The following is a 26,667-nucleotide window of genomic DNA, read 5'->3' as shown; positions in this document are numbered from 1 at the left end:
CCTCGCGCTCCCGGAACTGTCAATGTCGCTTACGGCCAAAGCATAGAGATAATCGCCGTAATTGCTTTCTATTTTGTGTTGGTTAATGTGCCTTGTTGAATAAAAAAGAGGCAGCGTGAGCTGCCTCTTTACCTAAGTGTTTAAATAGCTTTTTGCTAGAAGCGCACTAAGAGTATTAACTGTTTGAATTAATTCATCATTTCGTGCTCGAAGTTTTTCTATTTCTGATTTTGCGACGTCGTGATGACGGTCGTCATAGTCAAATTCTCTGTCTCTTGGGACATCGCAAGCGGCATCAGTAAGTGCTTGGCTAACCCAAGCATTAATTTTCATGCCGCTAGATTTGGCTGCTTCTCGGGCAACCTCGACTGTCTCAGGAGACAGTCCTTTGATTGTCCAATCTTTTTGTGCACGCCCCCGCCCTTTGCCACGTGTACCCCGATTTGGTACCCCGCGCTCCGCTACAGTGGCTTCCACCGCTTGGAGGTCGGACATTACCAGTTCTCCTTGTTGATACGGAATCATATGCGAATTCTTTCGCATGTCCCGTGGTTCCCATTTATCCCCAAATTCGTACCCCATTCAACCCGAGATTTGTGGATAATGGGTTAAAGGTACCCGGGAAACGCGCTTGATGTACCCGCCATCCCAGCTCATAATGCCACCATTCAGGAGGTTAATGCATGAATGGGGCAGCAGCCACCGAGGCGATGCAGAGTGAACTTGATCGAGTGATACTCGAAGTTCGTACGGCTTTGGGTCGGCTAGCGCTCGAACGTAAAATCACCGGAGTATGCGCGGGTATTTTGAATCTCATCGATCAAAGTGAATTTCAAGTGACCGATGAGGAGAGTGAATCGGCTTTCCGTTTGGATCGCGGTAATATGCGGGTCTACTTCTATCTGGCGCCATTGGTAAAAGTATGGAATGAACTCTATGATGCCTGCGGGGAGATCGGCATATCTGGCGTAGAACGTGTGCGCTGGCAGCAGATCGGGCTAGCCCAATTCGTTATTCACGAATTGATCCATATCCGACAGAAATTTTCTGAATTTACAACTGTTCCGGTTATTAAGGTTGGTCTCCCCGGCATGGGTTTGCCCATGCTGGATTTGGCTGCTGATTTAGTTGCTGCTTGGGTGTCGGCCCTCATTGAGGTGCATTACAACGATGCTGGGGATGAAGATCTCATCCAAAGTTATTACGTTAATGCATTGCTTAGAGCATATCTAATCGGCGCTTTTGTTTTTGATGCAAGAACAAACCCCAATAAACGGCAGCGGGCAATCGGTTTGATTATATCGATGATGCTGGTTCAAGCAAAGATTGATGGCAAGCTGAACGCTGGAAATATCAACGAAGAATGGACGGAAATTTCCCCTGTTCTTGCTTTGGATATAAGTCGTTCTCACAGATTTAATGCAATTGTTATCGGAACATTGCCCGGTCTTCTGATTGAGGACCATGACGTTCATGATGGCGATGCGTTGATGGCTCTTTGGGAGAGCGTTGGCTCAAGGCCTATGCTTGATATAATCTCACGGACCTCCACTTTTCTAAAGGCCGCAGGCGCTATAGCCTCCTGAGCCTGAAGCGGATGCACTTTCCTACAGCCACCCACATACGATAACTAATCCGTCCCCCACGACGCGCCTGTCCGGGCTGCGTCGTGGTCTTTCGTGGCTTTCCTCTTGCGCGAGGTGGACGATGACGGACTTTTCCAGCAGCTTCGGTATCGACGGTGGGGCGGGGGATCGGCCTGTGCCGCTCCACCCTGTGCCCCTCCACCATCCTTCGGCCAAGGATGCGCTTGCGCATCCGTCTTGTCAGGCTCCCCCTCCCCCGCAGGGGGAGGAACAGGGAGCGCTTCGGTTCGGGCGGGGGTGGGTTCCCGCCTCGCGCGACATTGGTATTCCGGGCGAGCAGGCGGGCGCTTCGTCGGCCTCGGGCGCGGCGGAAAGGGTCCGGGAGCGCGAGGGCGATGGCCCTCGCATTGTCTCTTCTCCTTCTCTCCATGTCTCGCACACGGCGTGGGACGCCGACCGCAAGGTGCGGTTCCTCGACCAACTCTCGCAGAAGGGCGATGTGCGAGCCGCGTGTGCTTTCGTGGGAATGAGCCGGACTTCGGCTTATCTGCTGCGGCGGCGCGATGCGGTGTTTGCGGATGCCTGGACGGCGGCTCTGGTGCTGGCGCGGCAGCATGTCGAGGAGGTGCTGGCGACGCGCGCGCTCGATGGGGTGGAGGAGGCGGTATGGTTCCGGGGGGAGCTGGTCGGGGTGCGGCGGCGGTATGACTCGCGGTTGCTGCTGGCGCATCTGGCTCGGCTCGATGTCGCGGGGGAGGGGCATGAGGCTCTGGCCGAGCGGTTCGACGAGGTGCTGGCGCTCGTCGCCGGGGAGGAGCCTTGCGCGGATGTGCCGGGGATGGAGGAGGGCGCGGCGTTGCCTCCGGAGCGGGCGGACTATGTCGCGGCGGCGGGGGAGGCGCGGTTCGGCGATGCGCGGGAGGCGTGGCTCGACGCGGTGGATGCGATCGATGCTGCGGCCGGGTACGTGCAGCCGCTGGACGAGGGGGAGATCGCGGCCGAGGACGCGGGGGAGGCGCCGGACTATCCGGAAGCGCCGGTGCGCGGGCCTTTCCTGAGTGAGAGCGGCGCGCAGTGGGATCGCTGGCAGGCGCGCGCTTTCGCCCGGGTGGACGGGGCGCTCTCGGGCGGGGAGGGCGCGGCGCCGATGGAGTACAAGTCGCTGGAAGGCGGGGCCGGAGTTGCGGCTCTGGACCGTGTAAACCGTGTAAACCTGCTCGCGCCTCGTCGATGGGAAGCACGGCTGGGCAAAAGTGTTCGGAGGCCGGGAACGCTTGTCCGGCTTCGCTGTTATCGAGTGTGAAGGCCGGCGCGGCGCTTCCCCCACCCCCTCCCAGCTGCGCCGGCCGACCTTTTTCCTTCAGATCAGGCGGCGGTGCTATCCACCCTTCGACAAGCTCAGGGTGAGCGGGGATTGTGATGGATGCTATCAATTCCGCTCAGGCTGAGCTTGTCGAAGCCCCCGCAGAAAAACCCAGCCTCAGTTGCCGAGGACGGCCAGTTCGACCTTGCCGCTGCCCATGCGGGTGATGCCGAGTTCGTCGGCGGCGGCGTCGGACAGGTCGATCACGCGGTTGCCGTGGAAGGGGCCGCGATCGTTGATGGTGACGACGACGACTTCGCCGTTGGCCGGGTTGGTGACCTGCACTTGCGTGCCGAAGGGCAGGGTGCGGTGTGCGGCGGTCAGTCCGTCGGGCGCGTAACGCTCGCCGCTGGCGGTGCGGGCGCCCTTGAGGTGGCGGCCGTAGAAGCTGGCGATGCCGCCTGCGATGGGAGTGACCTGGATGTCGTCGTCTTCGGGCGCGGTGAGGACGGCGGGAACTTCTGCGGCGGCGACGGCGTTGACGCCAGCGACAGGAGCAAGAACGAGAGCTTGCGAAGCTACCGGGGCTTCAGCCTGAGCGGGGCCTGCGAAGGGCAGGACGACGGCAGTGCACAGCGCCATCAGGCTTACGGCTCGAACTTGCAAAACTTACCCCGCTTCGTCGTTGACGATGGCGGGAGTCCTACCTGTGCGGTTCCCCGAAGGCCATATAGGCAAAAGCGGCCCGTCGCGCTTTGGCAACGGGCCGCCGGACTCTGTTAACCTAGGGGCAATGTTTACTTGGCGTCTCGCTGGGCCAGCAGGCGCAGGCGAAGGGCGTTGAGCTTGATGAAGCCCGCCGCATCCTTCTGGTCGTAGGCGCCGGCATCGTCCTCGAAGGTGACGTGGCGTTCGGAGTAGAGCGAGTCGGCGCTCTTGCGGCCGACTACCGAGGCGCTGCCCTTGTAGAGCTTGAGGCGCACGGTGCCGTTCACGCGGGCCTGCGAGTGGTCGATCGCGGCCTGCAGCATCTCGCGCTCGGGGGCGAACCAGAAGCCGTTGTAGATGAGCTCCGCGTACTTCGGCATCAGCTCGTCCTTGAGGTGAGCGGCGCCGCGGTCGAGCGTGATCTGCTCGATGCCACGGTGGGCGCGGGCGTAGATCTCGCCGCCGGGCGTCTCGTACATGCCGCGCGACTTCATGCCGACGAAGCGGTTTTCGACGAGGTCGAGGCGGCCGATGCCGTGCTTGCGGCCCAGCTCGTTGAGCTGGGTGAGGAGGGTCGCCGGGCTCATCGCCACGCCGTTGAGGGCGACGCCGTCACCCTTCTCGAAGTCGATGGTGATGTATTCCGGTGCGTCCGGCGCATCTTCCGGGTTGACGGTGCGCGAGTAGACGTAGTCAGGGGTCTCTTCCCACGGGTCCTCCAGCACCTTGCCCTCGGACGAGGTGTGCAGGAGGTTGGCGTCGGTCGAGAAGGGGCTTTCGCCGCGCTTGTCCTTGGGGACGGGGATCTGGTGCTGCTCGGCCCACTGGATGAGGGCGGTGCGGCTGGTCAGGTCCCACTCGCGCCAGGGGGCGATGACCTTGATGTTGGGGTCGAGCGCGTAGGCCGACAGCTCGAAGCGGACCTGATCGTTGCCCTTGCCGGTGGCGCCGTGGGCGACAGCGTCGGCGCCGGTCTCGTGGGCGATCTCGATCAGGCGCTTGGAGATCAGCGGGCGGGCGATCGAGGTGCCGAGGAGATAGTCGCCTTCGTAGCGGGCATTGGCGCGCATCATCGGGAACACGAAGTCGCGCACGAATTCCTCGCGCAGGTCGTCGATGTAGATGTTCTCGTCCGGCAGGCCCATCAGCTTGGCCTTGGCACGGGCGGGTTCGAGTTCCTCACCCTGGCCGAGGTCGGCGGTGAAGGTCACCACCTCGCAGTTGTAGGTGACCTGGAGCCACTTGAGGATGACGCTGGTGTCGAGGCCGCCGGAGTAGGCGAGGACGACCTTCTTGATGCTGTCGGACATGGGCACGGGCTTTCGCGGCATGAGCGGTGGAAGTTTGGGCGCGCGGCTAGCAGGTGCGCCCAAACTTCGCAACGTTTACGCGCCCAGCAGCACTTTCTCTCCTTCCGCGATGTAGTCGCGGGTGAGGGGCAGGGCGTGGCGCGAGCGGGTGTATTGGATCTGGTAGTTGCACATGCCGCCGCTCTCGAATGCGGCGGTGGCGCCGGAGAGGTAGAAAATCCACATGCGGTAGAAGCGCTCGTCGTGCAGCTTGACAATGGCCTCCTTGTTGGCGACGCAGCGCTTGTACCATTCGCGCAGGGTCTTGGCGTAGTGGAGGCGCAGGTTCTCCACGTCGGTGGCGATCAGGCGGACCTTTTCGCTGGCCTCCACCGTCTCGCTCAGCGCCGGGATGTAGCCGCCGGGGAAGATGTACTTGCGGGTGAAGGCGTCGGTCGAGCCGGGCCCGCCCATGCGGCCGATGGTGTGCATCAGCATCACGCCCTCGTCGTCCAGCATCGTCGCGCAGTCGCGGAAGAAGCGGTCGAACTGGGCCTGGCCGACGTGCTCGAACATGCCGACCGAGACGATGCGCTCGAACTTGTCGCCGCGCGCGGCGAGGTCGCGGTAGTCGATCAACTCGAAGTCGATGCGGCCCGAGACGCCCGCTTCCACGGCGCGCTGGCGGGCCAGCACCAGCTGTTCCTCGGAGAGCGTGATGCCCTTGACCGAAACGTCGAAGTGTTTGGCGAGATAGATCGCCATGCCGCCCCAGCCGCAGCCGATGTCGAGCACCTTCTGGCCCGGCTCGATCGCCAGCTTGGCGGCGATGTGGGCGAGCTTGGCGGTCTGCGCCTGCTCCAGCGTGATGTCGTCACTGGGCCAGTAGGCGCAGGAATACTGCATGTGCTCGATGTCGAGGAACAGGTTGTAGAGGTCGTTGCCCACGTCGTAGTGGTGGGCGATGTTCTTCTTGGCGCTCGCCGCGCGGTTGATGCCGTCGACGAGGGTGACGGCCTTGCCGATCACCTTCTTGAACGCGGTCTGCTCCTTCAATTCGCCGCCCTTGTCCCAGCGGGCGTTGGCGCGCAGCAGGTAGACGAGGTCCATGATGTCGCCCTGCTCGACTTCGAGCTGACCGTCCATGAAGGCTTCGGCGGCGCCCAGGCGCGGATCGCGCAGGATGCGGCGTTCGGCGCCCTTGTCGGTCAGGCGGATGCGGACGTGGGGAAAGCCTTCTGCGGGGGTTCCAAAGCGACGGAGGGAGCCGTCGGGGCGGGCCAGTTCGAGCACGCCCTGTCGGACGCCGCGCTCGAGGAAGCGGTCAAGTATGCCGAGTGCCATCAGGGGTTTGTGCGGGGGTAATTACCTGCATGCAAGGGGGCTTGTGTTGATAAATGCACAATCCTTACTCCCGCGCCAGAAACAGCACATCACGTTCCTGGGCCAGCAGGTGCTGTCCGGAATCGACGTAGAGCGTCTGGCCGCTGTCGAGCCAGCCTCCGGCAAGGAACAGGGCTGCCCCCGCTACGTCTTCGGGCGTCGCACGGCGACCCAGCAGGTTCATGCGGTGGGAGATTTCGGCTTCCGCCTCGTTCTGGTCGTGGCTGGCGAGGATGGCGCCCGGCGCGATGCCGTAGACGCGGTCTTCCTCTGCCCGCCGGGCCATGGAAAGCATCGGGATCGTCGCGGAAAGCGCGTGCTTGCTCATGGTGTAGGAGAAGAAATCCGGATTCGGATTGAGCAGCTTCTGGTCGGTAACGTGGATCAGGCGTCTGCCGGCGGAGGTGCGGGCATGGGCAAGGAACGTCTGTCCCAGCCGGGCGGGAGTGGCCGCATTCACCCGCATCGCGGCGGTGAAGATATCCGGTTCCAGCGTTTCGGCGGTGTCGAGGTCGAAGACGCCCGCGCAGTTCACCAGCACCCGCCAATCGTTCAGACGGGCAGCCAGTGCCTCGACCATGGCAGGGCCTTCATCCCAGTCGTCGAGGTCGCACGAGACGATCTCGGCGCTGGGCAGGCTCGCCGCGAGCGCTTCGGCCTGCGCCCGCGACCGGCCGTAGTGGATCACGACATGCCAGCCTGCCGCTCCGAAGGCGCGAGCGATGGTCGCGCCGATCCGCTTGGCGCCGCCGGTCACCAGCATGGCGGGGCGGCTCACTGCGCGGCCTCACAAGGTGACACATCAGGTTTACACGGTTTACACTGTCCTGAAGAGAAACTCCCGCCTCTCCGAAGGGGGCTTTCCGTAGCGAGGACAGACGAGCCGGTCATGAATGCAAGTCGCTGAAACATGGCGGCATTGGAGCATAGCCAGCCGCTGTAGGAAAGCCGGGATGCACCGATCGCACCGGCGGAGGGCCACGGCACGGACAAAGCAAAAGGCGCGCCGCCTTTCGGACGACGCGCCTTTCGCAAGGGACGGGGGATAAGGATCAGCGGCAGCGCGGACGGTCGCCGCCACGGTCGATCTCGCGACCCAGGACGGCGCCGCCGGCAGCGCCGAGCAAGGTGCCGACAGTGCGGTCACCGCGGGTGTCGATCGCACGACCGGCAAGGGCGCCGGCAACGCCGCCGATCAGCAGGCCGGTGGTGCCGTTCGACTTCTTGCAGTAGTAGCGGCCGTTGTTGCCGCGCCAGTACTTGACGCCGCGGTCGTTGTGGTAACGACGGTGATCGCGCGCTTCTGCCGGAGCGGTGAAAGCGACGGTCGCCGGAATGGTGAGCGCCATCATAGTGGCGGCGAGAATGGTCTTACGCATGATATGTGCCCTCATCGTAGCGTGGGAATGATCTGGTAACGCGGCTTTTCGTTCATTGATCCACAACGTCAGATGAACGAACGGCCGCTGCTGGAAATCCGTGACGAACTGCGCTGGTACAGCGATGAAGCGAGGGAAATGTTTCTTTCGGAAACAAAAATACCGCCTCAACGCGAAAGCGCGCGGCCCTTTCGGACCGCGCGCTTCTCGTCTCAGGGCATGAAATCTCAGTTCAGCGGCACTGGATGTCGCCCTTGTCGATCTCTCGGCCGAGCGCTCCGCCGAGGACGCCGCCCAGGATCGTGCCGATGGTCTTGTCACCACGGCCGGCAATCTGGTTCCCCGCCAGCGCGCCCACGCCGGCACCGATGATCAGGCCGGTCGTGCCGTTGTCGCGCTTGCAGTAGTAGCGCCCGTCATTGCCGCGCCAGACACGGTCGTTGCGGGTAAGGCGGCGCGGTTCGCGGTAGCGGCCGCGCGAATCGTACATGTCGCGGCGGTCGTAGCGATCGTGACGGTCATTGCGGTCGTACCGGTCATGGTCACGGCGACCGTGCGCAGGCGCCCAGGGCGGCGGGTCGCCAAGCACCGGCGCGACGGGCAGGGCAGTGATGGTGGCGGCGAACGCAGCCATCGCCAGCAGGGACTTCTTCATGGTTCAAACTCCTGCGAAAATTCCTGTTCGAGAACCCGATCGGTCTGGACCCGCACTTCGCAACGCGCGATGAACCGCCGGGCAGGTCGGGAGCGCAAGGGACAAGATGGACCCGGACTGCGACGAAACGTTCAAAAGTGCAATTAGCTCCGAAAGGCATGCCATGTTTCTCGATCTCATCGACGTCTTCGGCTCCGGCCCGCTCAGTGGCAATCCTCTGGCGGTCGTGCGCGGCGGTGAGGGGATGAGCGACGCGCAGATGCTGCGGCTGACGCAGTGGCTGGGCTATTCGGAGACGACCTTTCTCCTGCCGCCGACCGACCCGGGTGCCGATTACCGGGTGCGTATATTCTACCCGGCGGGCGAACTGCCCTTCGCCGGGCACCCGACGCTGGGTAGTGCCCATGCGTGGCTCGCCGCCGGAGGAAAGGCGAAGGAGGACGGATGCGTGGTGCAGGAATGTGGCATAGGTCTCGTCGAGGTGCGCCGGGATGGCGAGCGGCTGGCGTTCCGCGCGCCGCCGCTGATCCGGTCGGGGCCGCTCGATGCCGAGGACCGCGCGGAAACGCTTCGCCTCACCGGGACAGACGAGGCGCAAGTCGTCGCCGCGGTCCATGCCGCCAACGGGCCGGGCTGGAAGCTGTTGCACCTTGCTTCGGCGGAGGCGGTGCTGGCGACTGAGCCCGTCTCGCGTGCGCCGAAGGGGACCGACGTGGCGCTGCTGGGCCCGTGCGCTCCGGGTGGTGCGGCGCAGTTCGAGTTGCGGGCGTTCTTTGCCGATCCGGCAGGCAAGATGGTCGAGGACCCGGTGACCGGCAGTCTCAACGCGGCGGTGGCGCAGTACCTTTTCGCGAGCGGTCAGGCCGAGGGCAACTATGTCGCCGCGCAGGGCCGCAAGGTCGGGGCGGACGGGCTGGTCTATTGCTCCCAGGACGAGAGCGGCGACGTCTGGATCGCCGGGCGCGTGGAGACCGTAGCGACGGGCGGGGCGTTGTTCCCGGCGTAACAGGTTTGTGCTGCGTATGGCACTCTCCCCACCCCGCTCAGCCTGAGCTTGTCGAAGGCCCCGAGGCGAAGCGCCAGGCCCGATGCTTCGACAAGCTCAGCATGAGCGGTGTCGGGGGAGTGTGGTCATTCAGCCCGTCTTCTTCGGCAGGGCGACCTCCGCGCTGCCCGTGCACATTGTCGTGCCCTTCTGGTTCTTCATCAGGTGCTTGACGTGGATGAGATGGCGGCCGTCTGCGTCCACCGACTTCTCGGTGACCTCGGCGGTCTGGATCGTCACGTCGCCGGTCAGCGCAGGGCCGCGGTAGTTGGCGACTGAGTGCACCACCATGCCGTGCTGCCCCGCCCAGCCCGAAAGGTAGTCGGTCACCCACGAGCCCATCGAGGCGCCGTAGCCGTAGCCGCGCGGCATGCCGATGCGCCGGGCATACTTGGCGAACAGGTGCCCGCGCGAGGGGCCGTAATAGGCGCCGTCGGTGAGGAACGGGTTCACCTTGAGCATGTCGGGGTCGTTCTCGTACCCGGCCATCTCGCGCGTGAAGCCGAGGCCTTCGAGGTCCTGCTTGCGCAAGTCGAGCGTGCCCCAGGTGTTGACGATATAGGCGCGCCACTCGGTCGCGAAGCTGGCGATGGAGTGGGGGCCGAAGACGCGCTCCGGCAACTGGTCGCCGACCGCGACGTCGTCCCACCAGCGTTCCTTGTTGCCGAGGTCATGGAGCATGCGGACCCAGGCGAAGCGGCGCTCCTCCATCTCCTCCAGCGCTTCGTCGGTCCATTCGGGCTCCTCGAAGTCGTCGGTCTTGACGTTGTCGCCGCCCGCCGCCGCGCGGTAGCGGATCGAGGTGGAGCGCTGGCGGGCGATCTCCTCGCCCTTCTGGTTGGAGTAGTTGTTGTCGCCGCGCTGGAAGCAGGTGGGGCCGAAGCCGGTCTGCTTGACCGTGTAGTCGAACGGTATGCGGGTATTGGTGATCACGTCGCCCGGCTCGATGCGCGGGCCGTAGAACCACCACTCGTCGCCGCCGAACAGGAGGTGCGAGTTTGCGATCTTGCCGACGCAGGCGGGCGCGGCGCCGTGGCCGTCGTCCGTCGCGATGGCGAAGCTCTGCGGCGCGACGAGGCGGCCCCATACGCTCGCCTCGGCATGACCGGGATCGAAGTGGGCGAGGTTGGGGTAATGCATCGCATGGACCCAGCGGCGGATGTCGTTGGGTGCGATGGCCTCACGCAAGGGCGAGAAGTCCATCGTCTTGCCGAGATGGTTGTCGATGTCGGAACAGTCGAAGTCGTCGCTCATGTTTTCTCTCAGAATTGCCTGATGCCGGTGGCGTCTTCGGCCTTGAACACGGGGACCGGTTCGATGGCCTTGAGCATGACCAGCGGGATCACGCGGTCGGTCGATTGCTGGTAGGTCGCGTAAAAGGGGTGGCAGTCGGTCACGAAGGCCCAGACCTTGTCGCGCTCGGCCCCTTCGGGTTCGCGCCAGGTGGCGCGGAAGGCTTGCGTGGCGATCTGGAAGTCGACCGTCTCGGCCTCGCGGATGTTGAGATACCAGGCAGGGTGATGGTCGGCGCCGCCCTTGGAGGCGCAGATCACGACCTCGCCGCCGATGTCGGCGTAGCAAAGGGGCGTGATGAAGACCTTGCCGCTCTTTCGGCCGACATACTTGACGGGGCAGTGGGTGGCGAAGGAGCGGCCGCCGACAGGCGTGATGTCCATGATGTGACCCTGCGCGCCGCCCGAGGACAAGTACATGTCGCGGTGCTCGACCACCCAGTCCTTGCGCGTGTCGCGGATCGCGGCCGACGTGTCGTCGCTCATGGGCTTCTCCTCTCCTCCCGAGCCTAGAGGATGGGGGAGGGGAGAGCCTTGCGTCCAACCCCGAATGGGGGCGCCGGGCAGTAATCGCCGGGGCGGTTGGGGAGGGGGCCGGAAGACCGCCACCATGGCCGCCGCTATCCCCGCATCGTCATTGCGAGCGGCGAAGCCGCGCGGCAATCCAGGGCAGTCTTGAGCCGCCCTGGATTGCTTCGCTATGCTCGCAATGACGAATGCAGGCAGCCGTTCAGGCCGCGTCCTTCTCCGGAGGCCAGACGCTGTGCGAGAGCAGGTTGTCGACGAAGGCCTCGTGCTGGGCCTGCCCGACGGGGTCGGGGCGCAGCAGCACGTCGGTGCGATAGCCCGTAACCGCAGACATCGTGAGCTGTGTCAGCTGCTGCGCTTCATCGACATCGAAGCGCGTGGCGAAGAAGTCTGCGATGGCGCAGCGCAGCTTGACCGGGCCGCGCGTGTAGAAGGTCTCCTTGATCTCGGGAAACCGCTCACCCTCGCTCACCACCAGGCGGTAGAGCATGACCGAATTGTCGCGCAGCAGGCAGTCGATGAAGCGCAGGCACGCGCGGCGCAGCGCCGGGACCGAGAAGGTCTGCCCGGTCAGCACGTCTTCCACGTCGCGCGCGAACGCCTCGACGTGGAGGTCGACGACGGCGGTGAACAGCTCTTCCTTCGAGGCGAAGTGCGCCCACAAGGTCGCCTTCGATCCGCCCACGGTATCGGCAATCGCGGACATCGTCGTCTCGGCGTAACCTTGTTCGAGGAACATGCCCGAGGCGACCTGCACGATCTCCGCGCGTTTGCGGGCCTTGTTCGCCTCGCGCTTTGAAATTCCGGTCTTTTCCATCATGGTGTACTCTCTAGTACAGTTTTTTATTGACAGAAACAAGCCGGCAAACGATTTGGACCGTACCGATGAGTACAAAATTCTCCCCCCGAGTCGCGACGGCCGCGCTGCTGATCGCCTCCAGTTCGCTCGCCGGGTGCGGTGCGCCCGACCTTGGGCCACGTCCCGAGCTGCGCCCGCCGTCGACCCTCGACAGCGCCGCCTCGATCCAGGGCACCGCTGCCGAATGGCCGCAGGAGCGCTGGTGGACCGCTTACGGCGATCCCCAGCTCGACGGTCTGGTGGATGAGGCGATCAAGGGTTCGCCCGACGTTGCCACAGCGCTGGCCCGCATCCGCCAGGCGCAGGGCGCGCTCGAATCCTCGCGCGCCGCGCTGCTGCCCAGCATCGGCGGGCAGGGCTCGGCCTCGGTCGAGAAGCAGAGCTACAACAACGGCACTCCGGTCGCCGCGCTGCCCAAGGGCTGGAAGGACTATGGCATGCTTGCCCTGTCCGCCAACCTCAACCTAGACATCTGGGGCAAGAACCGCGCGCTGCTCGCTGCCGCGACTTCGGCTGCCGAGGCCGCCGTCGCCGACGAGCGGCAGGCCGAATTGGTGCTCGCCTCGGAAGTCGTGTCGTCCTACTTCGACCTCGGCCGCCTGCTCGAACGCCAGAAGGTGCTCGACGAGACGCTGGCCGCGCGCGAAGGCTCGGCCAAGCTGGTCGGCCAGCGCGTGACGCAGGGCCTCGACAACCAGAGCCCGCTGCGCCAGTCCAACGCCGAAGCCGCCCGCGCGCGCATCGACGTCGCCGCCAACCGCGAGCAGATCGAGAAGCGCCGCCACGCGCTCGCCGCGCTGCTCGGCGCCGGTCCCGATCGCACCCTGACGCTCACCCCCCCCGTCCATCGCGACCATCGCCGCGACGCCGGTGCCGGCCGATGCGGGCATCGCGCTCGCCGGTCGTCGCCCCGACATCGTCATGTCGCGCAAGCTGGTGCAAGCGGCCGACAAGGGCGTCGAGTATGCGAAGAAGTCGTTCCTTCCCGACATCTCGCTGAGCGGCCTCATCGGCCTCAGCTCGCTGGGCATCTCGCACTTGTTCGACGGCGGTTCGGACTATGGCAGCGCGGGTGCGGCGGTGAGCCTGCCGATCTTCCAGGGCGGCGCGCTTTCGGGTCGCTATCGCCTGGCACGCGGCGGCTACGACACGATGGTCGCCAGCTACAACAAGTCGGTGATCGGTGCGCTGCAGGAAGTCGCCGACGCGCTTTCCACCCGCACTTCGGCCGGTGAGCAGGAGCGCCACGCGCTCGAAGCCCGGACCGAGGCGAACGCCGCCTACGGCCTCGCGCTCCAGCGCTACAAGGGCGGTTTGAGCACCTATATCGACGTGCTCAGCGCCGAAACCACCGCGCTCGACACCCGCCTCGGCGCGGTCGACGCCCACTTCGCCACGCTCGCCAGCGAAGTCGCGCTCAAGCGCGCCCTGGGCGGCGGATATGCAGACGATTCAGCCAAGAAGGCCACCCCCGATGAGTCACGAAACCCCCAACGACGCCGGTTCGAGCACCGTCGTGGACAAGAGCAAGCGCAAGAACCTCCTGCTCGGCCTTGGCGGCGCAGTCGTCGTGATCGGCGGCCTGTGGTTCCTCTACGCGGAGTTCATCGGCAGCCGCACGGTCTCGACCGACAATGCCTATGTCGCCGGTGAGAACGCGCAGGTCACCCCGCTGACTTCGGGCCGCGTGGTCGAGGTGCTCGTCACCGACACGCAGCCGGTGCGCAAGGGCCAGCTGCTGTTCCGCATCGAGGACTCCGACCAGAAGATCGCGGTCCAGCAGGCCGAAGCCAACCTTGCGATGATGCAGCGCCGTTACGGCCAGTCGATCGCCAACAACGCCGCGCTGGGCGCCGCCGCCGGGGCGAGCGACGCGCAGATCAACACCGCGCGCGCCGGGCTCGCCTCCGCGCAGGCGACGCTGACCAAGACCCAGGAAGACTACAAGCGCCGTGCGGCCCTTTCGGGCACCGGCGCGGTGTCCAACGAGGAACTGACGACCGCGCGCCAGGCGCTGGACTCGGCCAAGGCATCCTACCAGCAGGCCCAGGCGGCCGTCGCGCAGGCGCAGGAAAACGCCCGCAGCGCCCGCCGCCAGGAAGAGGCCGCCGTCGCGCTCACCAAGGGCACGACCCTGCAGACCGCGCCGGAGATCCTGCAGGCGCAGGCCCAGCTGGAGCAGGCGAAGCTCGACCTCGAACGCACCATCGTGCGCGCGCCGATCGACGGCGTCGTGTCCCGGCGCAGCATCCAGGTCGGCCAGCGCATCCAGAGCGGGCAGGCGGCGATGACCGTCGTGCCGGTGGGTGAACTCTACGTCGACGCGAACTTCAAGGAAGACCAGCTCGGCAAGGTCCGCTCGGGCCAGAAGGCTACGCTGACTTCCGACTTCTACGGCGGCAAGGTCGAATACCACGGCAAGGTCGTCGGCTTCTCGGGCGGCACCGGCGCGGCGTTCTCGCTGATCCCGGCGCAGAACGCCACCGGCAACTGGATCAAGGTGGTGCAGCGCCTGCCGGTGCGCATCCAGCTCGATCCCAAGGAGCTGAAGGAGCATCCGCTGCGCATCGGCCTGTCGATGGAAGCCGAGATCGACCTGACGGACAACGACTGATGGCCGGCGGCGCTCCGGCTGCAGCGGCGCAGGAAGGCGGACCACCGCTGACCGGCGCCAAGCTGATCCTGGCGGGCTTCGTGCTCGCCATGGCCAACTTCATCGTCGTGCTCGACACCACGATCGCCAACGTTTCGGTGCCGCACATCGCGGGCGGCCTTGCCGTCTCGGTGTCGAGCGGCACCTGGGTCATCACGTCCTACGCGGTCGCCGAGGCGATCTGCGTGCCGTTGACGGGCTGGCTCGCCAACCGCTTCGGCGCCTTGCGGGTGTTCATGTTCTCGCTGGTCGGCTTCGGGATATTCTCGACGCTGTGCGGGCTTTCGGGGACGCTTTCGGCACTGGTCATCTTCCGTCTCGGGCAGGGCTTCTGCGGCGGGCCGCTGATGCCGCTGACGCAGACGCTGATGCTGAAGATCTTCCCCAAGGAGATGCAGCCCAAGGCGATGGCGATGTGGGCGATGACGGTCGTGACCGCGCCGATCGCCGGTCCGATCCTGGGCGGATACATCTCCGACAACTGGTCGTGGGAGTGGATCTTCTTCATCAACGTGCCGATCGTGGCGCTGATCTTCTTCGGCGTGGCGGTGCTGCTGCGTGGACAGGAAACGCCGACCCAGAAGCTGCCGATCGACAAGATCGGGCTGGCGCTGATGGTGATCTTCATCGGCGCGTTCCAGATGATGCTCGACCTCGGGCGGGACGAGGACTGGTTCTCGTCCACCAAGATCGTCGCGCTGGCGTGCATCGCGGGCGTGTTCTTCATCGCCTTCCTGATATGGGAGCTGACCGAGGAACACCCGATCGTGAACCTCAGCGTGTTCCGCTATCGAGGGTTCTCTGCGTCCACGGCCTCGCTGACGATTGCTTTCGGTACGTACTTCGCCTCGATCGTGGTCATCCCGCAGTGGCTTCAGACCTCGATGGGTTATACCGCCACGGAGGCGGGGCGGGCGATGGCCTTCTCGGGCGTATTGGCGGTGGTCGCATCGCCCTTCGTGCCGGCGCTGATGAAGCGGTTCGACCCGCGCCTGCTGGTGTTTATCGGCGTCTCGTGGATCGGTGTCTGCGCGCTGATGCGCATGACATGGTCTACCGACATCACGTTCTGGACGATTGCCATCCCGCAGCTGCTGCAGGGTGTCGGCGTCTCGCTGATGATCGTGCCGCTCACCACCATCAGCCTCAGTTCGGTGCAGCCGCACGAGACCGCCTCGGCCGCCGGTATCGCCAACTTCGGGCGAACCCTGGCAGGCGCGGTGGCGACGGCGATCATCACCACTGTGTGGAGCGACATGTCGCGTTCGCGCAGCGCCGACCTGTCGGGCGTGCTCAACGGGGCGGACGCGACCTCGCAGGCGCTCCAGCAGCAGGGCTTCAGTGCCGAGCAGGCGCGCGTGGCGATCGCGCAGATGGTGGAGAATCAGGGCACCGCGGTGGCCACGGGCGAGCTGTTCGTGATCAGCGCCATCGCCCTGTTCCTTGCCGCGATGACCATCTGGCTGGCTCCGCGCCCGCCCAAGAACGTGAAGCCCGCCGCAGGGCACTGAGTTACCAGACAGCCGGTGTCGCCGCCCCCGAAACAGGCGGCACCGGCGCGTCGGCCGGACCGAAAGCACAGACAGCCCCCCAGTCCCCCCGCTTTCCATCCGGCCGACGCACCCTCCGGGCGCAGGGCGCTCTTGCCGAACCGGGTCGGCGATCCCATTGCAAGGCAATGGAAAACGACGCCCGCCGAGAGGCTCCCGCCACTGCCCGCAACCGTGACCCGATCCTGTCGGTCCTGCGCGACGTGCTGCCGGTATCCGGCCACGTGCTGGAGATCGCCAGCGGCACCGGCGAGCATGCCATCCACTTCGCCGCCGCCTTGCCCGACCTCGTCTGGCAGCCGACCGATCCCGATGCCAACGCGCGCGCCTCGATCGCGGCATGGGGGGAGCAGGCAGAGCTGGCGAACTTGCGCGCGCCGCTGGAACTGGACGCGGCCTCGCATGAATGGCCGATCACGGAAGCACAGGCGGTCGTCTGCATCAACATGATCCACATCAGCCCCTGGACCGCGACCGAGGGCCTCATGGCCGGCGCCGCGCGGGTGCTGGAGTCGGGCTATCCGCTGGTGCTCTACGGCCCCTATCGGCGAGAGGGGCTGACGCTCGAGCCCAGCAACGCGGCCTTCGACGAGGACCTCAAGCGGCGCAACCCGGAATGGGGCCTGCGCAGCGTGGAAACCGTGCGCGCCTGTGCGCTGGACAATGGCCTGGCGTTCGACAGTCTTGTCGAGATGCCTGCCAACAACCTGATGCTGGTCTTCAGGAAGCGCTGAAGCTGCGCCGGGTCAGGCGCGGCAGGACCAGCGCCTGCCCCACCGCGCGGCCGCCGAACAACACCGCGAAAGCCGCCCAGAGCCCATGGTTGCCGAGCGGCTGGAGCGCCCACAGCAGGGCGAGGTAGGCCGCCATCGCCGCCGCCATCGTCCCCAGCATCGCCCGGGTCCAACCGGCGCCGACGAACACCCCGTCGAACACGAAGGACGACACGCCCAGCACCGGCAATAGTGCCAGCCAAGGCGCATATTGTGCGGTCGCGGCAACTACGGCAGGGTCGGTGCTGAACGCCGCCGCGAGCCGGGCGCCCGCCAGCGCGTAAAGCGCCGCGACGGCAAGCCCGGTCACGCCGCCCCATACCAGAGCGGAGCGCACGGCGGCGGTGAAACGCGCTCGCGACTGTGCGCCGAGCGCCTCGCCGCAGAGCACTTGCGCGCCGCTCTCGAACCCGTCGAGCAGGAGTGTCGCCAGCATGAAGATCTGGAACAGCACGCCGTTGGCAGCCAGCGTGACTGGCCCGGCGCGCGCACCGACGCGGGCGAACAGCAGGATCGAGCCGGTCAGCAGCAGGGTGCGCACGAACAGGTCGCGGTTGAGCGCGAAGAGCCGCGCGAGTTCGCTCTGTGCCCACGTCCCCTTGCGGCCGAGGGCCGCCAGCGCATCGCGCGCCGCGCCCTCGCGCACGACGATCGCGGCCAGCAGGATGAACTTGAGGGCTTCGGAACTCACCGTCGCCGTCGCTACCCCGGCCACGCCCCAGCGCACGACGAGCACCAGCAGCAGGTCGAGGGCGATGTGGACGAGGTTCGCGATGATCTCGACCACCAGGGCATGGCGAACCTTGCGTCGTCCGATCAGCCAGCCCACCAGCACGCAGTTCGCCAGCCACACCGGCCCCGCCCAGTAGCGCACCGCGACGTAGGTGCGGGCCGCCTCGCGCACCGGCCCCTCGGCGCCCAGCACGTCGAGGCCCAGCGGGATCGCGAGCGGCATGGCCATGAGCAGCACCGCGCCGATGCCGAGCGCCACCGCCATCGCGCGTGCCAGCGTCTCGCCCGCGTCGCCATCACCGCGTCCGCTACTTTGCGCGGTCAGCGCGACGGTGCTGGTGCGCAGGAAATTGAAGACGTTGAGCAGGCCCAGCATGAACTTGGCCCCCAGTTCGACTGCGCCTTGCGCGGGGGCGTCGCCGAGCCGTCCTATCGCCCACATGTCGGCAAGGCCGAACAGAGCGGTGGCCACGTTGGTCAGCATTGCGGGCAGGGCGATGGCCCAGAGCTGGCGGGCGGGAGAGGGCGGGGAGACGGTCACGGAACCAGGATCTAGCCAAGCGCACCCGCAGGGGCAAACGAACCGAAGAATCGCCGCTGCGATCAGGACATATTGTCCCACCTTCGCGAATCACTCCGGGAGCAGGATCGGCGGTTTTCCTAAGGGCACGTCATGTTGCAGTGCGATACCCGGCTGAAGGTGCAAGGAAAGCGCACGCAATGAGGGCTTGCCAAACCCGCGTAAATCAGGGAGATTGTTGAAAGTTGGTGGATCAGGCAGCTTCTGCTGCATCTGCGAAGAAATCGGCGCGCCGGAGTGATTTCTCATCCCCGGCGCGCTCTCTCCCAACACCGGTAAGGTTACATGAACCTTTCACCGACCACATTGCACAAGAATCCGGCTTTGGCAAAGCGGGAAATGCATTTCATGCTGCGCAGCATGCAATTTTTCCTTCGCCCATTTCCCGCGCGTTTCTGCGGTGTTGCATGTCCTGCGCTGTCATCCCGGCGATGATTGCGGGGTGCCTGTTGCGCATCGTCTCCTGCGATGATCCGATGGGGATCGAAGGAGAGAGGCATGACCCGAATGGGCACCGACACCGGCAAATTCGAGCAGAGTACCGGCCCGGCCATCTATCTTGATTCGCTCGAGTCGCAGGCGAGGCGGGTCCAAACTCCGTGCGGCGACGGGACGATGGCATGGCGAATCTGGGGCGAAGGGGCGCCGATTGTCCTTGCACATGGCGCGCAAGGGTCCTGGACGCACTGGGTCCGCAACATAGAGCGACTGTCTCGCCACCGGCGGCTGATCGTGCCCGACCTGCCGGGCCACGGGGATTCGGCCATGCCCGCGAGCAACGACCATGCAGGCATCTCGGCCGCGCTTGCCCGGGGATTGTCTGCGATCCTCGGCGCGGAAAAGATGCCTGCCGATTTGTGCGGCTTCTCGTTCGGCGGCGTCGCGCTGGCGCATCTGGCGGCGCTGCATCCGGGCACGGCGCGCAGGCTGGTGATCGTCGGCTGCGGCGGGCTGGGAACGCCGATGGGGCACCCGCGCCTCGGCCGGATCAGCGGTCTGGTGGGGGAGGAGCGCCGCGCCGCTCTCAAGGCCAATCTGCTCGGACTGATGCTCCATCACCCCGAGAGCGCCGACGACCTTGCGATTCACATGCTGCTGCCGACCGCCAAGGCTGCGCGGCTTCACGCACCGCCGCTGGTGCTTCCCGACAGACTGGTCAAAGTGCTTCCGGAGGTCCGCGTCGCTGTGGACGCAATCTGGGGCGCATTCGACCTGCCGCATCCCGACCCGGCCGCGCAGGAGGCAGTGCTGCGCACGGTGCAGCCCGAGGCCGAGTTCCGCGTCATCGAGGACGCCGGGCACTGGGCGATGTACGAGCGACCCGAAGCGTTCGAGGCGGCCTTGCTGGGCATTCTCGCAAGGCCGCCCCGCAAGGTGGGCTGACGGGTTACCAGACCAGCGGCAGGTGCTCCGGCCCGATGACGCCGCCGGGGCGGTATTCGATCCGCGTGCCCGGCTTCACCGAGAACGCCGGGATGCGCTTCAGCCATTCCTGCAGCGCGATCTTCACTTCCAGCCGGGCAAGGTGCGCGCCCATGCAGCTGTGGACGCCCACGGTGAAGGCCAGGATCGTCTTGCGGGGGCGGTCGAAGTCCACCTCCTTGGGATTCGGGAACACCTCGGGGTCGAAGTTGCAGGCGGGGAGGATGAAGGTGACGCGGTCGCCCTTCTTCATCTGCACGCCGCGCATCTCGTAGTCCTTGTCGAGGACCCGGCCCGAGAACGTCACCGACCAGCGGCGCAGCAGTTCCTCGACGATCTTGTCGATGTCCTGCGGGCGGCTGTGGATTTCGGCGAGCTTGTCCGGGTTCTCGGCAAGGTAGAGCCAGATATTGTTCAGCGTCGCGAACACAGTGTCGAGCCCGGCGATGAACAGGAAGCAGACGAAGCCGAAGATCTCCTTGTCCGACAGCGGCACGCCGTCCGGCGCGGAGTGTGCGATGCGGCTGACGACGCCGTCGTCGGGATTCGCCTTCTTCTCCTCGATCGCCTGGCGCAGATAGGCGGTGATCTTGCCCATCGTCTCGCCCATCACCGCACGGTCGTTCGAGTGGAGCAGCTTCATAGCCCAGTCCACGAACTCGTCGCGCATGTCCTGCGGCAGGCCCATGATGTCGAGGAACACCGTGACTGGCAGCGGGCGGCCGTAGTCCTCGGTGAACTCGCAAGTCTCCCCGGCGGCGACTTTCGCCTCTATCTCGTCGATCAGCCCGTTGGCGCGCTGGCGGATCTGTTCCTCCAGCTTGAGCACGCCCTGCGGGCTGAACACCGGATCGACGATGTTGCGGTACTTGCGGTGGTGCGGCGGGTCGATCTCGATCGGGATGAAGTAGAAATAGTCGTCCGGATCGCGCGGGAAGGGCGTGGCGCCCTCGTTCGAGAAGATGTCCGGGTGGCGCAGGCCGAACAGCGCGTCCTCATGCTTGATGAGGTGCCACATGTTCCCCATCGGGCTGACGTCGTAATAGATCGGCGGCTGCTTTTCATGCAGCGCGGCCATGAAGTCGTGCGGGTTCGCAAGGAAGTCCGGCCCGACGGTGAGGCCCGACTGGCGGATCAGTTCGGGCGGAACGTGGGCGGGCACCTGGTCCATCCCGACATTGCGCGGGAAGCTGGGGGGCACGGGATTGGCGGCGTCGATAGGCATGGCGTCCTCTCCCTTCAGAACTGCGTTTCGGGCAGATGGATGACCAGCCCGTCGAGCGCGGAGGTGATCTCGATCTGGCACGAGAGTCGACTGCTCGGCCGAAGTTCGCCGGCTACGGCTTCGAGCAGTTCGGCCTCGGTGTCGGACGAGGGACCGCCCACCGTGTTGACCCAGTCCTCGTCCACGTAGCAATGGCAGGTCGCGCACGAAAGGCCGCCGCCGCATTCGCCGACGATGCCCTCGATGCCGTTGTACAGCGCCCCGCGCATGACGTTCTCGCCAAGCGGTATGTCAACGCGCGTCTGGTGCCCGTCGTGATCGACGTAAGTGATCTGCGGCATGGTTTCCTCTCTCGTTGCCCTGTGAGAACATTGTTCTCGTTCTTGTACGCCGTTGGCGGGGGGCAAGTCAATCGGGCTGGACCGAGGCCTCGCTCCGGCGTAGCGCAAGGGGGATGACCACCGCCTATCCCCCGCTGTTCACCGCGCCCGAAGCGCCTGAGGGTGACCGCACGCTCCTGTTGATCCGCACCGCCTATGACCTGCTCGACGAGGCCGGGTTGGAGGGGTTGACGATCCGCGCGGTGCTGGCGCGCGCAGGGCTGGCGCGGCGGGCGTTCTATGAACGGTTCCAGGGCAAGGACGACCTCGTGCTGGCGGTGTTCGACAGCTCGCTGCGGACGGCGGCACTGCAGTTCCGGGACATTACTGCGCGCTGCGAGGGGCCGGTGGAGGCACTGCGGGTGATCGTGACGGGGATCGTGGTCGGCCAGCTGGGACAGGACCGGTTGGGCGCGAACCGGCGCGGGGCGGCGCTCAGCCGGGAACACTTGCGGCTCGCCCAGACGCGGCAGGGAGAGTTGAACTCGGCGCTGGAGCCGCTGCTCGACCTGATCGCCGGGCATGTGGCGGACGGCATTTCCGGCGGGGCCTTCCGGCGGGCCGATCCGCAACTGCAGGCGCGGCTGGTCTACAACCTCGTATCGACCACCGTGCATACGGTGCTGCTGGCGGAGGAGGAGGGTATTCCCGACCGCACCGGGCGCGAGGAACTGGCGGGCGAATTGTGGGAGTTCTGCCGCCGGGCCTTGGCGGCGTGAGGTTCACCCAACCTTCGTCATTGCGAGCGTAGAGAAGCAATCCAGAGCGGCGTTCAACTGCCCTGGATTGCTTCGCTGCGCTCGCAATGACGAAATGTGGGAGGCGAAGGGAGGCGGGATTACCTTAATTGGTCATCGCCGGCATCGCCTTGCCGAACAGATAGCCCTGTCCTTGCGTGCAGCCTTCGTCGCGCAGGTACTCGCGCTCCATATCGCTTTCGATACCCTCGGCCGTCACGATCAGGCCGAGGCTGCGGCCGAGGCCGATCACCGCGCGGATGACGGCGCGTGAATTGGCTTCATGGTGCAGGTTCAGGATGAACGACTTGTCGATCTTGATCTTGGTGAAGGGGTAGTTGAGCAGGTAGCTCAGCGAGGAATAGCCGGTCCCGAAATCGTCGAGCGAGATGCCGATGCCGAAGGCGCGCAAGTTGCGGATGATCGCGGAAGGGCGCGGGCCTTTCTCCATCAGCACCGCCTCGGTGATCTCCAGTTCCAGACGCTCGGCGGCGAGGCCGGAGGTGGAGAGGGCGTTGATCACCGTGCTCAGCAGGTTGCCGTTGCGGAACTGCAGCGGCGAGACGTTGACCGCGACCTTGACCTGGTCCGGCCATTGCATCGCCGCGCTGCAGGCGCTGCCGAGCACGAAGCGGCCGATCTGGTCGATCAGGCCGATCTCCTCGGCGAGCGGCACGAAGACGTCGGGCGGCACCGCGCCGCGCTCGGGATGGTTCCAGCGCAGCAGCGCTTCGTAGCACTCGATCTGCCCGCTCTGGAGATCGACGATCGGCTGGTAGTGGACCGCCAGCCCCCCCTCGCGCACGGCGGCGCGCAAGTCGATCTCGAGGCGGTTCTTCTCCTGCGCGGCGGCGTCCATCCCGGCTTCGAAGCTGCGGCAGGTTCCGCGCCGCTCGCCCTTGGCAGCGTAGAGCGCAAGGTCGGCGTAGCGCAGCAACGTCTCGGGATCGCGGGTATCGTAAGGCGCGGAGGCGAAGCCGATCGTTGCGCCGATGTGGATCATGTGGCCCTGCACGAAGAAGGGCTCGGACAGGGTGGTGATGATCGACTTGGCGACCAGCTCCGCCTGAGTCAGGCTGGAGCGGCGGAAGATCAGCGCGAACTCGTCGCCGCCGATCCGGCACAGCAGGGCTTCGGGCGGGATAAGTTCGCGCATGCGCCGCGCCGCTTCGGTCAGCACGATGTCGCCGAAGTGGTGGCCGTAGGTGTCGTTGACCGGTTTGAAGTGGTCGAGATCGACCATCGCCAGCGTCACCGTTTCTTGCGCGCCTGCGTCAGTCAGGAGGTCGTTGAGGTACGTGCGGCAATGGGCGCGGTTGGCGAGGCCGGTCAGTTCGTCGTGGCGTGCCATGTGCGCCATGCGCTGCTCGATGCGGCGTCGTTCGGTGACGTCGAAGATCGAGACGATGGTGCCGGAAAAGCCCTCGAGGTCGGAGACGCGCGTGGCGATCACGGTCTCGATCGCGGTCCCGTCGCGCCGCAGCATCTTCCAGCTGTCGCCGGTGTCGGCGCGGTCGGTGACCAGCAGCTGCGCTGCGTGGGCGCGCGAAGTCGCGGGAAACAGGTCTCCGGCGGGCAGGTCCGCCATTTCTTGTGGGGTATAACCGAACAGGGCGCAGGCGGCCTCGTTGGCGGTGCGGATGCAGCCGCTTTCGGGGTCGTAGACGAACATCGCCAGCGGGTTGCGTTCGAACAGCAGGCGGAAGGCATCTTCCTTCTGCTTGAGGTCGGTGATGTCGACGCGCACGCCGATCGAGCCGCCGCTTTCGAGACGGCGTTCCTCGATCATGATGCAGCGGCCGTTCGACAGCCACTGCTCGTGGCGGTGCGAAGGCTGGCGCAGCAGTGCGAGGCGGCTGGCGAGCCATTCCTCCTCGCGCCCGGCTGCTTCGGGGTAGTCGCCCCGCGCGATGCCGATGCGCAGCGCGTCGCCCAGCTTGGCGCCGGGCACCAGCAGGTCGGCCGACTTCTCGTAGATCTGGGCGTACTGCTCGTTCCAGAGGATGTAGCGATCCTCCTCGTCAAGGAAGACGATGCCTTGCGGAATTGCCTCGATCACCTCGCGCAGCCGCGTCTCGGCGAGCGAGGCCGCCTGAAGCGCGGTGTCGAGCGAAGGCAGGTCTCCGCGCTCCGCGATGGCGAGCGCGAGTTCCTCGCCGGTTACGTCCTGTTTAAGCCCCAAATACAACGCAGATCCCCATCTGGTTTGGAGCAGGCTATGAGGCAGGTGGTTAATTTTCTGCCCTATGGCGACAAAGGTATGACGAAGCGGGGCGCGCAATTTCAAGGGTCTGGAGCATGAACTTTTGGTAACCGCGGGGCGCCGATCGCCCGGAATTCGGGCAGTCGGCTAACGCTGGAAGCGAACTTTCGCACTTCGTTGCATCCTTGATTCCGGTGACGTCGCAAGGCGCAGGTTAGGCCGATATGATTGACGCAAGCTGACCGGGCGCGTTCGCAGTTGCGCGAAGACGGCCGTTCATGTCCCCCCTCTTCGCTCCAATGCAAATGGCCCGCCGCACACGGGTGCGACGGGCCAAGCTTTCCTCCCCAGGAAAACTCTTGAGCTGCCTCAGCGGCGGATCGCGCTGCCGAGACGGTGATAGAGGTTGGAGTACTTGGACGAGATCGGATCGTCCTCGTGTGCCTTGAGATAGAAGACGACGGCTTCCTGAAGAAGCTTGAAATCCTCGTTCGAGAGCACCGCGCGAGCGCGGGTCGGTTCTGCGGTCATGGTGGTCATGCTATGTCCTTTCCTTGCTTGCTTATCGGGTTGCTGCCCCAAGTTGCCGGGGGACTGTCCCCCGGCTTCCTTCAAGTGTGGTGCGGCTCAGGCCGCGAACTGGTTCATCGTGTTGTGCGCGCCGCCGGCCTTCAGGGCGGCCTCGCCGGCGAAGTATTCCTTGTGGTCGTCGCCGAGGTCCGAGCCGGCCATGTTCTGGTGTTTCACGCAGGCGATGCCCTGGCGGATCTCCTCGCGCTGCACGCCCTTTACGTAGCCGAGCATCCCGGCGTCACCGAAGTATTCCTTGGCCAGATTGTCGGTCGACAGCGCGGCGGTGTGGTACGTCGGCAGGGTGATGAGGTGGTGGAAGATGCCCGCCTCGCGTGCCGCGTCCTTCTGGAAGGTGCGGATGCGCTCGTCGGCCTCTGCCGCCAGCTCGGTGGCGTCGTAGTCGATGCTCATCAGGCGCGCCCGGTCGAAGGCCGAGACGTCCTTGCCCGCCGCCTGCCAGGCATCGAAGACCTGCTGGCGGAAGTTGAGCGTCCAGTTGAAGCTGGGCGAGTTGTTGTAGACCAGCTTGGCGTTCGGGATCACCTCGCGGATGCGGCTGACCATCCCGCCGATCTGGCCGATGTGCGGCTTCTCGGTCTCGATCCACAGCAGGTCCGCGCCGTTCTGCAGGGCGTGGATACTGTCGAGCACGCAGCGGTCCTCGCCGGTTCCCGAACGGAACTGGTAGAGGTTGCTGGGCAGGCGCTTGGGACGAAGCAGCTTGCCGTCGCGGCTGATGAGAACGTCGCCGTGGCCCACCGTCTCGACTTCCTCGCAATCGAGGAAGGCGTTGTACTGGTCGCCGATGTCGCCCGCTTCACGGGTGAAGGCGATCTGCTTGGTGAGGCCGGCGCCGAGCGAGTCGGTGCGCGCCACGATCAGACCCTCGTCGACGCCCAGTTCCATGAAGGCGTAGCGGACCGCCCGGATCTTCGCGATGAAGTCCTCGTGCGGCACGGTGACCTTGCCGTCCTGGTGGCCGCACTGCTTTTCGTCCGAAACCTGGTTCTCGATCTGGATGCAGCAGGCGCCCGCCTCGATGAACTTCTTGGCGAGGAGGTAAGTCGCCTCCGCATTGCCGAAGCCCGCGTCGATGTCGGCGACGATCGGCACCACATGCGTCTCGTAGGCGTCGATGGCGTGCTCGATGCGCTTGGCCTCGACCTCGTCACCGCCCTCGCGGGCCTTGTCGAGATCGCGGAACAGGCCGCCCAGTTCGCGTGCGTCAGCCTGACGCAGGAAAGTGTACAGTTCCTCGATCAGCGCCGGAACGCTGGTCTTTTCGTGCATCGACTGGTCGGGCAGGGGGCCGAACTCACTGCGAAGCGCCGCGACCATCCAGCCCGAGAGGTACAGGTAGCGCCCCTTGGTGGTGCCGAAGTGCTTCTTGATGGAGATCATCTTCTGCTGGCCGATGAAGCCATGCCAGCAGCCCAGCGACTGCGTGTAGTTGGCGGGGTCGAGATCGTAGGCCGCCATGTCCTCGCGCATGATGCGCGCGGTGTAGCGGGCGATGTCGAGGCCGGTCTGGAAGCGGTTCTGCAGGCGCATGCGGGCGACCGATTCGGCCTCGATCCCGTTCCATTGGGGCTCGGTGCCGATCGTATTACCGGCTTCGATGATCTTGCTCTGGTAGGTCACGCTTCAGTTCCTCTTCGCGGATGCGATTGCTTTCGATGGAGCCGAGGTAGTCGCGGTGACGGCGCGGCGGAATGCCTTGCGAGGTGCTGTTGTCAAACTTTACAGATGTTCCTTGTAAAGTTGTGTGGTAGTTACAAAACGGTTGTAAAGGCCACCCGTCATCCCAGCGAA

General features: G+C 65.3%; 27 protein-coding genes and 1 pseudogene. 10 read left to right on the top strand and 18 right to left on the bottom strand.

Annotated features, from left to right (window positions below; genetic code table 11):
* Nucleotides 1-132: 132 nt before the first annotated feature.
* Nucleotides 133-495, bottom strand: a complete 363-nt coding sequence (locus LH128_RS33855; protein ID WP_172705165.1) for a hypothetical protein — start codon at nt 493-495, stop codon at nt 133-135.
* A 188-nt stretch (nt 496-683) separates the two neighbouring features.
* Between LH128_RS33855 and LH128_RS28155 the strand changes: the two genes are divergently transcribed.
* Together LH128_RS28155 and LH128_RS31600 are read left to right on the top strand one after the other, a co-directional pair.
* On the top strand, nt 684-1,586 hold the full coding sequence (locus LH128_RS28155; RefSeq protein ID WP_008832440.1) for a hypothetical protein: 903 nt from the start codon (nt 684-686) through the stop codon (nt 1,584-1,586).
* Between the two features lie 121 nt (nt 1,587-1,707).
* Nucleotides 1,708-2,889 (top strand): hypothetical protein, encoded by a 1,182-nt coding sequence (locus LH128_RS31600; protein ID WP_008833104.1) that lies wholly within the window; start codon nt 1,708-1,710, stop codon nt 2,887-2,889.
* 177 nt (nt 2,890-3,066) lie between these two features.
* Here LH128_RS31600 and LH128_RS28145 read toward each other — a convergent pair whose 3' ends face one another.
* From LH128_RS28145 to LH128_RS28120, 6 genes are all read right to left on the bottom strand, one after another.
* Entirely contained in the window at nt 3,067-3,531 is a 465-nt protein-coding gene (locus LH128_RS28145; RefSeq protein ID WP_008833103.1) for a septal ring lytic transglycosylase RlpA family protein, read from the bottom strand.
* A 155-nt stretch (nt 3,532-3,686) separates the two neighbouring features.
* Entirely contained in the window at nt 3,687-4,907 is a 1,221-nt protein-coding gene (locus LH128_RS28140; RefSeq protein ID WP_008833102.1) for an argininosuccinate synthase, read from the bottom strand.
* Between the two features lie 75 nt (nt 4,908-4,982).
* Nucleotides 4,983-6,230: an SAM-dependent methyltransferase gene (locus LH128_RS28135; protein ID WP_008833101.1), complete on the bottom strand. Its 1,248-nt coding sequence runs from the start codon at nt 6,228-6,230 to the stop codon at nt 4,983-4,985.
* Between the two features lie 64 nt (nt 6,231-6,294).
* Nucleotides 6,295-7,032 carry an SDR family oxidoreductase gene (locus tag LH128_RS28130; protein ID WP_008833100.1) on the bottom strand — a complete coding sequence of 246 codons (738 nt, stop codon included), beginning with the start codon at nt 7,030-7,032 and terminating at the stop codon, nt 6,295-6,297.
* A 289-nt stretch (nt 7,033-7,321) separates the two neighbouring features.
* Nucleotides 7,322-7,648 (bottom strand): glycine zipper 2TM domain-containing protein, encoded by a 327-nt coding sequence (locus LH128_RS28125; protein ID WP_008833099.1) that lies wholly within the window; start codon nt 7,646-7,648, stop codon nt 7,322-7,324.
* Nucleotides 7,649-7,880: 232 nt separating this feature from the next.
* Nucleotides 7,881-8,303, bottom strand: coding sequence for a glycine zipper 2TM domain-containing protein (locus LH128_RS28120; RefSeq protein ID WP_008833098.1), 423 nt, complete (start codon nt 8,301-8,303; stop codon nt 7,881-7,883).
* A gap of 163 nt (nt 8,304-8,466) precedes the next feature.
* Here LH128_RS28120 and LH128_RS28115 point away from each other — a divergent pair, with 163 nt between their 5' ends.
* On the top strand, nt 8,467-9,309 hold the full coding sequence (locus tag LH128_RS28115) for a PhzF family phenazine biosynthesis protein (protein WP_037521795.1): 843 nt from the start codon (nt 8,467-8,469) through the stop codon (nt 9,307-9,309).
* Nucleotides 9,310-9,438: 129 nt separating this feature from the next.
* Here the strand turns inward: LH128_RS28115 and LH128_RS28110 are convergent, their stop codons facing one another.
* The 3 genes from LH128_RS28110 to LH128_RS28100 all read right to left on the bottom strand — a co-directional run bounded on the left by LH128_RS28110 (nt 9,439) and on the right by LH128_RS28100 (nt 11,988).
* Nucleotides 9,439-10,602 carry an FAS1-like dehydratase domain-containing protein gene (locus LH128_RS28110; protein ID WP_008833096.1) on the bottom strand — a complete coding sequence of 388 codons (1,164 nt, stop codon included), beginning with the start codon at nt 10,600-10,602 and terminating at the stop codon, nt 9,439-9,441.
* Nucleotides 10,603-10,610: 8 nt separating this feature from the next.
* The gene (locus tag LH128_RS28105) at nt 10,611-11,126 is read right to left on the bottom strand and encodes a nitroreductase/quinone reductase family protein (RefSeq protein ID WP_008833095.1); all 516 of its coding nucleotides are present in this window, start codon (nt 11,124-11,126) and stop codon (nt 10,611-10,613) included.
* A gap of 244 nt (nt 11,127-11,370) precedes the next feature.
* Nucleotides 11,371-11,988 carry a TetR/AcrR family transcriptional regulator gene (locus tag LH128_RS28100; RefSeq protein ID WP_008833094.1) on the bottom strand — a complete coding sequence of 206 codons (618 nt, stop codon included), beginning with the start codon at nt 11,986-11,988 and terminating at the stop codon, nt 11,371-11,373.
* 65 nt (nt 11,989-12,053) lie between these two features.
* Between LH128_RS28100 and LH128_RS34845 the strand changes: the two are divergent.
* From LH128_RS34845 to LH128_RS28080, 5 genes and pseudogenes are all read left to right on the top strand, one after another.
* Nucleotides 12,054-12,773 (top strand): annotated as a pseudogene (locus tag LH128_RS34845) (TolC family protein); the annotation flags it as partial.
* A gap of 175 nt (nt 12,774-12,948) precedes the next feature.
* Nucleotides 12,949-13,680, top strand: coding sequence for a TolC family protein (locus tag LH128_RS34840; RefSeq protein WP_327195301.1), 732 nt, complete (start codon nt 12,949-12,951; stop codon nt 13,678-13,680).
* Nucleotides 13,571-14,641 (top strand): HlyD family efflux transporter periplasmic adaptor subunit, encoded by a 1,071-nt coding sequence (locus tag LH128_RS28090; RefSeq protein ID WP_327195302.1) that lies wholly within the window; start codon nt 13,571-13,573, stop codon nt 14,639-14,641. The genes LH128_RS34840 and LH128_RS28090 overlap by 110 nt, the downstream gene beginning before the upstream one ends.
* Complete coding sequence (locus tag LH128_RS28085) at nt 14,641-16,191, top strand: DHA2 family efflux MFS transporter permease subunit (protein ID WP_008833090.1); 1,551 nt, start codon at nt 14,641-14,643, stop codon at nt 16,189-16,191. Before LH128_RS28090 ends, LH128_RS28085 begins: the two co-directional genes overlap by 1 nt.
* Nucleotides 16,192-16,358: 167 nt before the next feature.
* Nucleotides 16,359-16,964 (top strand): DUF938 domain-containing protein, encoded by a 606-nt coding sequence (locus LH128_RS28080; RefSeq protein WP_008833089.1) that lies wholly within the window; start codon nt 16,359-16,361, stop codon nt 16,962-16,964.
* Here LH128_RS28080 and LH128_RS28075 read toward each other — a convergent pair.
* Together LH128_RS28075 and LH128_RS33850 are read right to left on the bottom strand one after the other, a co-directional pair.
* Nucleotides 16,951-18,276, bottom strand: a complete 1,326-nt coding sequence (locus LH128_RS28075; protein ID WP_037521792.1) for an MATE family efflux transporter — start codon at nt 18,274-18,276, stop codon at nt 16,951-16,953. The two genes, LH128_RS28080 and LH128_RS28075, sit on opposite strands and share 14 nt — an antisense overlap.
* A 90-nt stretch (nt 18,277-18,366) precedes the next feature.
* The gene (locus LH128_RS33850; protein ID WP_327195300.1) at nt 18,367-18,564 is read right to left on the bottom strand and encodes a hypothetical protein; all 198 of its coding nucleotides are present in this window, start codon (nt 18,562-18,564) and stop codon (nt 18,367-18,369) included.
* Between the two features lie 249 nt (nt 18,565-18,813).
* Here LH128_RS33850 and LH128_RS28070 point away from each other — a divergent pair, with 249 nt between their 5' ends.
* Entirely contained in the window at nt 18,814-19,698 is an 885-nt protein-coding gene (locus LH128_RS28070; RefSeq protein WP_327195299.1) for an alpha/beta fold hydrolase, read from the top strand.
* Nucleotides 19,699-19,702: 4 nt separating this feature from the next.
* Here the strand turns inward: LH128_RS28070 and LH128_RS28065 are convergent, their stop codons facing one another.
* Nucleotides 19,703-20,962, bottom strand: a complete 1,260-nt coding sequence (locus LH128_RS28065; protein WP_008833086.1) for a cytochrome P450 — start codon at nt 20,960-20,962, stop codon at nt 19,703-19,705.
* Nucleotides 20,963-20,976: 14 nt separating this feature from the next.
* Nucleotides 20,977-21,303, bottom strand: a complete 327-nt coding sequence (locus LH128_RS28060) for a 2Fe-2S iron-sulfur cluster-binding protein (RefSeq protein WP_008833085.1) — start codon at nt 21,301-21,303, stop codon at nt 20,977-20,979.
* Between the two features lie 113 nt (nt 21,304-21,416).
* Between LH128_RS28060 and LH128_RS28055 the strand changes: the two genes are divergently transcribed.
* A complete protein-coding gene (locus tag LH128_RS28055) occupies nt 21,417-22,061 on the top strand; it encodes a TetR/AcrR family transcriptional regulator (RefSeq protein ID WP_008833084.1) in 645 nt (214 codons plus the stop codon).
* A 124-nt stretch (nt 22,062-22,185) separates the two neighbouring features.
* On the opposite strand, the gene LH128_RS28050 is transcribed toward LH128_RS28055, so the two are convergent.
* The 4 genes from LH128_RS28050 to LH128_RS34835 all read right to left on the bottom strand — a co-directional run.
* Nucleotides 22,186-24,261, bottom strand: a complete 2,076-nt coding sequence (locus LH128_RS28050; RefSeq protein ID WP_327195298.1) for a putative bifunctional diguanylate cyclase/phosphodiesterase — start codon at nt 24,259-24,261, stop codon at nt 22,186-22,188.
* A 390-nt stretch (nt 24,262-24,651) separates the two neighbouring features.
* On the bottom strand, nt 24,652-24,822 hold the full coding sequence (locus LH128_RS33845) for a hypothetical protein (RefSeq protein WP_008833082.1): 171 nt from the start codon (nt 24,820-24,822) through the stop codon (nt 24,652-24,654).
* Nucleotides 24,823-24,909: 87 nt separating this feature from the next.
* The gene (locus LH128_RS28045; protein WP_008833081.1) at nt 24,910-26,496 is read right to left on the bottom strand and encodes an isocitrate lyase; all 1,587 of its coding nucleotides are present in this window, start codon (nt 26,494-26,496) and stop codon (nt 24,910-24,912) included.
* Nucleotides 26,462-26,667, bottom strand: a 206-nt coding sequence (locus tag LH128_RS34835) for a hypothetical protein (RefSeq protein ID WP_327195297.1), incomplete at its 5' end; no start/stop codon positions are given. The genes LH128_RS34835 and LH128_RS28045, both read right to left, overlap by 35 nt.

It is taken from the genome of Sphingomonas sp. LH128 (genome assembly GCF_000293195.2).
In the GTDB taxonomy this organism is placed as follows: Bacteria; Pseudomonadota; Alphaproteobacteria; order Sphingomonadales; family Sphingomonadaceae; genus Novosphingobium; species Novosphingobium resinovorum_A.
This window is presented reverse-complemented; position numbering and strand designations above follow the sequence as displayed.

Excerpts from the sequence above, each read along its gene's own strand:
- LH128_RS33855 (WP_172705165.1), bottom strand. The coding sequence starts at position 495 with ATGTCCGACCTCCAAGCGGTGGAAGCCACTGTAGCGGAGCGCGGGGTA.
- LH128_RS28155 (WP_008832440.1), top strand. The coding sequence starts at position 684 with ATGAATGGGGCAGCAGCCACCGAGGCGATGCAGAGTGAACTTGATCGA.
- LH128_RS31600 (WP_008833104.1), top strand. The coding sequence starts at position 1,708 with ATGACGGACTTTTCCAGCAGCTTCGGTATCGACGGTGGGGCGGGGGAT.
- LH128_RS28145 (WP_008833103.1), bottom strand. The coding sequence starts at position 3,531 with ATGGCGCTGTGCACTGCCGTCGTCCTGCCCTTCGCAGGCCCCGCTCAG.
- LH128_RS28140 (WP_008833102.1), bottom strand. The coding sequence starts at position 4,907 with ATGTCCGACAGCATCAAGAAGGTCGTCCTCGCCTACTCCGGCGGCCTC.
- LH128_RS28135 (WP_008833101.1), bottom strand. The coding sequence starts at position 6,230 with ATGGCACTCGGCATACTTGACCGCTTCCTCGAGCGCGGCGTCCGACAG.
- LH128_RS28130 (WP_008833100.1), bottom strand. The coding sequence starts at position 7,032 with ATGCTGGTGACCGGCGGCGCCAAGCGGATCGGCGCGACCATCGCTCGC.
- LH128_RS28125 (WP_008833099.1), bottom strand. The coding sequence starts at position 7,648 with ATGCGTAAGACCATTCTCGCCGCCACTATGATGGCGCTCACCATTCCG.
- LH128_RS28120 (WP_008833098.1), bottom strand. The coding sequence starts at position 8,303 with ATGAAGAAGTCCCTGCTGGCGATGGCTGCGTTCGCCGCCACCATCACT.
- LH128_RS28115 (WP_037521795.1), top strand. The coding sequence starts at position 8,467 with ATGTTTCTCGATCTCATCGACGTCTTCGGCTCCGGCCCGCTCAGTGGC.
- LH128_RS28110 (WP_008833096.1), bottom strand. The coding sequence starts at position 10,602 with ATGAGCGACGACTTCGACTGTTCCGACATCGACAACCATCTCGGCAAG.
- LH128_RS28105 (WP_008833095.1), bottom strand. The coding sequence starts at position 11,126 with ATGAGCGACGACACGTCGGCCGCGATCCGCGACACGCGCAAGGACTGG.
- LH128_RS28100 (WP_008833094.1), bottom strand. The coding sequence starts at position 11,988 with ATGATGGAAAAGACCGGAATTTCAAAGCGCGAGGCGAACAAGGCCCGC.
- LH128_RS34840 (WP_327195301.1), top strand. The coding sequence starts at position 12,949 with ATGTCGCGCAAGCTGGTGCAAGCGGCCGACAAGGGCGTCGAGTATGCG.
- LH128_RS28085 (WP_008833090.1), top strand. The coding sequence starts at position 14,641 with ATGGCCGGCGGCGCTCCGGCTGCAGCGGCGCAGGAAGGCGGACCACCG.
- LH128_RS28080 (WP_008833089.1), top strand. The coding sequence starts at position 16,359 with ATGGAAAACGACGCCCGCCGAGAGGCTCCCGCCACTGCCCGCAACCGT.
- LH128_RS33850 (WP_327195300.1), bottom strand. The coding sequence starts at position 18,564 with ATGAGAAATCACTCCGGCGCGCCGATTTCTTCGCAGATGCAGCAGAAG.
- LH128_RS28070 (WP_327195299.1), top strand. The coding sequence starts at position 18,814 with ATGACCCGAATGGGCACCGACACCGGCAAATTCGAGCAGAGTACCGGC.
- LH128_RS28065 (WP_008833086.1), bottom strand. The coding sequence starts at position 20,962 with ATGCCTATCGACGCCGCCAATCCCGTGCCCCCCAGCTTCCCGCGCAAT.
- LH128_RS28060 (WP_008833085.1), bottom strand. The coding sequence starts at position 21,303 with ATGCCGCAGATCACTTACGTCGATCACGACGGGCACCAGACGCGCGTT.
- LH128_RS28055 (WP_008833084.1), top strand. The coding sequence starts at position 21,417 with ATGACCACCGCCTATCCCCCGCTGTTCACCGCGCCCGAAGCGCCTGAG.
- LH128_RS33845 (WP_008833082.1), bottom strand. The coding sequence starts at position 24,822 with ATGACCACCATGACCGCAGAACCGACCCGCGCTCGCGCGGTGCTCTCG.